This window comes from Sphingobacteriales bacterium (genome assembly GCA_012517435.1).
Lineage (GTDB): Bacteria > Bacteroidota > Bacteroidia > CAILMK01 > JAAYUY01 > JAAYUY01.
The window spans coordinates 1-6,416 of sequence record JAAYUY010000075.1; the positions used below are offsets into that span (position 1 = coordinate 1).

The window sequence follows — 6,416 nt, forward strand, 5'->3', positions numbered from 1 at the left end:
GCTGTTCAGGCAGGAACGAAAATACTCGAAATATACCATGATTTTCAGCACTTTCCTGAAGTTGAATACAAAAGCGACCGCTCACCTCTTACACTGGCCGATAAAGCTTCCAACAACATCATCTGCCAGTATCTGTCGGAAGCTTATCCTGAAATTCCGCTTATTTCAGAAGAGAACAAAGAAATTCCCTATTCTGAAAGAAAAAAATATGAATTCTTCTGGTTGATAGATCCGCTGGATGGCACCAAAGAATTTATCTCCCGCAACGGTGAGTTTACAGTTAACATTGCATTGATTTACAATGGTTATCCATACCTTGGAATTGTCTTTGCTCCTTGCCTGAACCAATTATATTTTGCTGAAAAAAATAAAGGTGCTTTTAAGGTCTGTAACGGGCAAACAACGGGTCTTCAGGTTGCTTCCTTTTCTCTTGCCGATGAAAACCTGACAATAGTGGCTTCCCGCTCCCATGCCAATCAGGAAACTGACGATTATATCCGAAAGTTCAGAAATGTAAAAACTACTTCCATGGGAAGTTCATTAAAATTTATGCTCATTGCCAGTGGGGAAGCACATCTGTATCCCCGTACCGGACCCACAATGGAATGGGATACTGCTGCCGCACATTGCATTGTCAAGGAAGCAGGCGGTAAAGTAGTGGAATTTTATTCCGGTAAAAATTTGATTTACAACAAGGAAAACCTGTTAAATCCTTATTTTCTGGCAACAGGAAAAATTATTCCCTGACCATGCTGTTTAAAGCAATTTCCAGGGGATAAAAGAATGAGTTTATTGTTTTTTTGAAAAGAATCTCCAGAGAAAGATAATTAATATCCTCTTGGCATAAGTCGTATCTTTGTATCCCGAATGTATGCATTAATCTGGAAAAATTCAGTATTTGTCAATATAAATTTTTGAGATGAAAGAAAATAACAAATCATTCCTTATCGCACTCGGACTGATTATTGGCCTGGGGATTAATGGTTATTTTATAGGAAGGGCTATACAGCGGTTCAATAAAGAAGACCGGTCCATTTCAGTTAAAGGATTCTCAGAGCGGGAGGTTAAAGCAGATCTGGCTGTATGGACTATTAAAATCAGAATTACGACCAACGACTTAAGTACAGGCAGTCAAGAGATAGAAACCAACAAGTCAAAAATCATTGAATTTTTAGTGAAAAATGGCATCAAAACTGAAGAAATCCTCCAACAGGATCTGAGTGTCAGTGATAAACTTGCCCGTGAATATGTGGAGCCAAACATGGGCGGATTCAGGTATATTCTTGAAAACACCTTGCAGGTCAGATCGACCAATGTTGACAATATTCAGAAAGTCAGCCGGATGACAGATGAACTGGTAAAGGCAGGTGTAGTGATTTCAAATACAGATAATTATCAGCCTGCCGTTCAGTATATTTTTACACGTCTGAAAGATATAAAACCCGAAATGCTGAAAGAAGCCACACAAAATGCGAAAAAGGCGGCACTTGAATTTACTAAAGAAAGTGGCGTAAAACTTGGCAGCCTGAAAAAAGCCAGTCAGGGTCTGTTTACCATTACCGACCGTGATGATTACTACTCAGGCCAGGGAGGTGAAGGCGGTTATTATCCTTCCAGTGTCCTCGATGTATTTAAAAAAGTCAGGGTAGTCGTCAATATTGAATATTCTGTCAGGTAGCCGGCTGAGAAGTTGTTTTCATCAGAAATTGTTGATTAAAAATATTTTACGAAGCATTGACGCTACTTAATTTTAGCGACTAAAAAAAACGCTTAACTGAATAATAACAAAACATTTTTGCCATGAGCAGGCGCCAGTTGATACTTTTCATTGTAACTGTCAGTATAATTATTCTGGCTATTGCCGGAGGAGCTCTGACCAATTGGTACGGTTTAAACAAGAAAAAACAATCTCCTCTGTTGGCCATGCCTGAAAATGCCATTCTTTATTTTGCCGGAAACAATATTTGCTCTGCCATCGAAGACCTGACAGGTAAAAAATTCTGGCTGAATATTGCTTCTTATCCTTCTGTCGGAAAATTCAACAGCAGCTTACGTCAGATTGACTCCGTAATCCGAAACCATGAAGATATTTACCGGTATATAAACAATAGCAAAACCGTATTAAGCCTGCACAAAACCTCTGCTGTACGCCTTGATCTCCTGTTTATTATTCCAACGAAAAACAGATTTGATGAGTCAAAAATAAAGTCATTATTTCCCTTGCAGGCGAATGAGAAATTTTCTTCACACACCTTCCGTAATTGTACGATTTACACACTACACCAGAAAGAAAATGAGGTCAGAGCTGCTTTTGCATTTGTGGGAGGCCTTCTTGTTTTGAGTCCGAATGCTGTTTTGGTTGAAGATGCCATCAGGGCATTTTATACCAACCTGAATCCTGTCAGAAAAATTTCAGGTAATAAAAATATCCTCAATCCTGAAGATAATATATATGTCAATTTCAGTCAGTTGCCTGCACTTTTCAATATTTTTCTGAATGAAAAAGGAATCATGCAGACAAAAGATATCATTGGCTTTGCCACCAATGGTCATTTTAATTTTGAGGCAAGCGACCATGATTTTCTTTTGCGTGGAAACCTCAGCAGCAAAGACAGCATATTGAATTTTATCGATAGGTTTCGCGACCAGAGTGGATGCCGCTCCGACATAGCCAAAGCCGCCTCCTTGTCAACCGCTATTTTAATTTCTTACAACCTTTCCGATTATCAGATTTTTTGGGATCAGTTAAAAGAAGAAAAAAAGGCAGTTTTTGAAAACTTTGAAAAAAAATTCAATGTTTCTGCCGAAAAAGAAATCCTCCCATTAATCAACCAGAATATTTCGCTGACCATTACGGAACCCATCACGGAAGAATTGGCAAAAAGTCAGGCAATATGGTTTAAAACAGATGCCACCACAGAGGCTGTCAATCTATTCTACAACAAAAAAGATGAGCGTATCCCATTGACTTATAATAATCGAACGCTTTATCCCACTCAGCTTGCAGGCTTTTGGGGAATGTTACTGGGAAAAACTTTTAACATGCCCGAAAAAGCATGGTTTTGTGTCATTCGTGATTATCTTGTTTTCTCTGCCAGTTCAGATATATTGCAAAAACTCTCAGATGATTATTCGCTAGGACATACACTTTCATCCTCAACTGAATTTAACAACACTGCCGAAAAACTTGCCTCAGATGGAAATTTACTGATATACATCAATCCGGTAAGGGCCATAAACATTCTTGACATTTATCTGAATGAGACATGGCTCAGAAAGTACAAGTCTCAGAATTTTCTGCTTTCTTTCGGGCCGGTTGCTTTCCAGATGGCCAACATCATGAACAATGTTTATGCTGAGCTGGTGATCGGGCACAACGATACCAAAGCACGTATTTTGCAGAAAATATGGGATTTTCAACTTGATACCCTTCCCGCCTCCAAACCCTTCATTGTAATCAATCATAACAACAACAAGCCTGAAATTCTTATCATGGATGAGCTGAATAACCTGTATCTGATTTCTTCAGAAGGGGAATTACAATGGAAAAAACCTATCGGAAACGCATTGAAGGGCGATATTTACATGATTGACTTCTATAACAACAAAAAATATCAATACCTGTTTGCCACCACCACTCACCTGCAATGTATTGACCGCCTGGGCCGAAATGTGGCCAATTATCCGATACGCATCGGAAATGAAGCTGTAACAGGGCTAGGTGTTTATCAACCTCCTAAAGGAAACCAAATCAAATATTTTATCGGTACCCAAAATCAATGTGTTTACGGTTATGACCTTTCGGCCAAACCCCTTAATGGCTGGAATGCAAAGAAAATGGACGATAATCTTGTCTTCCCTGTTTCATACCTCACAATGGGAAGTAAATTATTTTTTTATGGGCAGACAGCCACCGGCAGCTTGTTTATCTGGGATTTAAAAGGAAATCAGATAATGAAACCCACTGAAACACAGTCAGGCTTTATTAATCCTTTTTACAGCAATAACGGCATCGACAAGGATGATTCTTACCTTATCTCTCTTGATACTGCCGGAAATACATGGAAAATTTACCTGAACGGAAAAAAAGAAATGACAAAGCTTGCCAATTGGTCATCTGAAACATGGTTCCTGTATAACGATATAAATAATGACAAACGCAATGAGCTCATCTTCATCGACAAAACATCCCTTGTCTGTTACAATAATGATCTGAAAATCATGAATTCCGTTTCATTGGAATCATTTTCAACGCAAAAACCAGAGCTTGTTTTAACAAAAGAAAGCTATTTATTATCTTATTACAATGAATTCACCGGAAAACTCTATCTGACCGATCTTCAGGGAATACCTCAACGAAATTTCCCTGTTGATTGCAGTAAATATTACAATTTTTACGACCTGAACAAAGACGATGTCCCTGATCTGGTTGGAACTTCAGAAAATAAAGTTTTTGTTGCAAGATATTAGAAATCAAGATTATGGATTATCAAAACATCATAAACTGCATAGAGAAATGCTGGGAAGACCGTAGCCTTTTAAAAAACCCGGAAAATATACATGTTATTGAAGACGTAATTGATATGCTCGACAAAGGCAGGCTGCGTGTAGCCGAAAAGAAATATGGCAGATGGGAAGTAAATGAATGGATAAAAAAAGCCATTATACTATATTTTCCGATACATGAAAATAAAAGGATAGTAGCTGGCGATATAGAATATTTCGATAAGATACCATTGAAAAGAAACTTTGCCGAAACGGGTGTAAGAGCAGTACCTCAGGCCATTGCAAGGTACGGCAGTTTTTTGGGAAAGGGGGTTATCCTGATGCCATCTTATGTAAATATCGGTGCTTATGTTGACGAAAACACAATGGTTGATACGTGGGCGACTGTTGGCAGTTGTGCACAGATAGGTAAAAATGTCCACCTGAGCGGAGGTGTCGGCATCGGAGGGGTACTTGAACCAATTCAGGCTTCACCGGTAATTATTGAAGATAATTGTTTTATCGGATCCCGTGCAATTATTGTCGAAGGGGCAAGGGTGGAAGAAGGGGCAGTCATTGCTGCAAATGTGACCATTACCGCTTCCACAAAAATCATTGATGTTACAGGCAATAAACCCGCAATTTTAATAGGTGTTGTGCCTGCAAATTCTGTTGTTATTCCAGGCACCTATTCCAAAAAGTTTTCTGCCGGGACTTTTCAGGTCAGTTGTGCCTTGATTATTGGAAAAAGAAAACAATCTACTGATTTAAAAACATCTTTAAATGATGCCCTGAGAGATTTTGAAATAAGTGTTTAACTGCTTAATATTTCCTTTCCTGAATCAGATTTCCGTTTTCGTCCCACATATACCAATTACCTTTTTTCATCCCTTTTTCATAGTACATTTCGTACCGTTTAATGCCGTTTTCATCCCAGATAATCCACATTCCATCCTTGAGGTCATTCTTGTAATTGGCCTGAGCAGTTACATTCCTGTTTTTTCCATAAGTCAGCCAGGTTCCGTCTTTTTTCCCTTTGTTGTAATAGCGTTGTTCCTGAATCTCCCCGTTTTCATAATAGAGCACTGTAGCACCATGAGGATAGCCATCTTTTAGCATAATCTCTGTTTTTTTGGCTCCACTTTCATAATACTCGGTAAAAAGGCCGGTATAAGGCTTATTATCAATATAATATCGGCCATCACGATATTCAATTATCTGAGCATGGAGATAAACCGAAAAAATGGCCATCAGGCAAAGCAGGACTATTTTTTTCATGCTTTTTGGGGTTCAAAAATACGAAAGAATTGTTTTCGGAAATTATATGAGATATGTCTTATCTCGACTCCAGTTTAACTTTCAGATCGACAATTTCCTTATCTGATCCTACCATTATGCTGACAGTCTCATTTTTATAGGATATATAGGTCAGTTCAAGGGTGTATTCGCCCGGCTGAAGTTCCGGAATTGAAAAATTTCCATCCAGGTCTGTAGTTACGGTGTAATTGAGGCCATTTATCTTTATCTGCACTCCGGCAAGTGTTTCTCCTGAATTTTTATCAATGACCTGACCTTTTACTCTGACATTTTGGTTGTTTTTGTTTTTTTCATTGCCATCAGCATTTGCGGAAAAAACTACAACATTCGTTAAAAAGATAATTGCCAGAATAAAGTTGATTGTCTGTTTCATAATTTTGAATTTGATGCAAAAATATCTGTCTGTTTTAACGATATAATTACCTTAGATTTATAAAATTTTTATTGTTGTATTAATAAATTGTTAAGCACCGATCACTGCTGTCCAAAATAATTTACAAAAGTAAAAAAATGATAGTATAAACGCAAAAAGAAAGGGAGAAATGGAATTTTAAAAATCAAGCCTCAGGAATTAACCTGAAAACAAATTAAGTTGATAACCAGTAACCGTATTA

General features: G+C 38.0%; 6 protein-coding genes. 4 read left to right on the plus strand and 2 right to left on the minus strand.

Features of this window, described 5'->3' with window-relative positions; translation table 11 throughout:
* The 4 genes from cysQ to GX437_04295 form a co-directional block, all read left to right on the plus strand.
* On the plus strand, positions 1–747 hold a 747-nt coding region (gene cysQ / locus GX437_04280), incomplete at its 5' end, for a 3'(2'),5'-bisphosphate nucleotidase CysQ (GenBank protein NLJ06873.1).
* Positions 748–919: 172 nt separating this feature from the next.
* Positions 920–1,678: an SIMPL domain-containing protein gene (locus tag GX437_04285; GenBank protein NLJ06874.1), complete on the plus strand. Its 759-nt coding sequence runs from the start codon at positions 920–922 to the stop codon at positions 1,676–1,678.
* A 122-nt stretch (positions 1,679–1,800) separates the two neighbouring features.
* Positions 1,801–4,470: a hypothetical protein gene (locus GX437_04290; GenBank protein ID NLJ06875.1), complete on the plus strand. Its 2,670-nt coding sequence runs from the start codon at positions 1,801–1,803 to the stop codon at positions 4,468–4,470.
* A gap of 11 nt (positions 4,471–4,481) precedes the next feature.
* On the plus strand, positions 4,482–5,303 hold the full coding sequence (locus GX437_04295; GenBank protein ID NLJ06876.1) for a 2,3,4,5-tetrahydropyridine-2,6-dicarboxylate N-succinyltransferase: 822 nt from the start codon (positions 4,482–4,484) through the stop codon (positions 5,301–5,303).
* A gap of 4 nt (positions 5,304–5,307) precedes the next feature.
* Here the strand turns inward: GX437_04295 and GX437_04300 are convergent, their stop codons facing one another.
* Positions 5,308–5,763: a toxin-antitoxin system YwqK family antitoxin gene (locus GX437_04300; GenBank protein ID NLJ06877.1), complete on the minus strand. Its 456-nt coding sequence runs from the start codon at positions 5,761–5,763 to the stop codon at positions 5,308–5,310.
* A gap of 58 nt (positions 5,764–5,821) precedes the next feature.
* Positions 5,822–6,175, minus strand: a complete 354-nt coding sequence (locus GX437_04305; protein NLJ06878.1) for a carboxypeptidase-like regulatory domain-containing protein — start codon at positions 6,173–6,175, stop codon at positions 5,822–5,824.
* Positions 6,176–6,416: the final 241 nt, after the last annotated feature.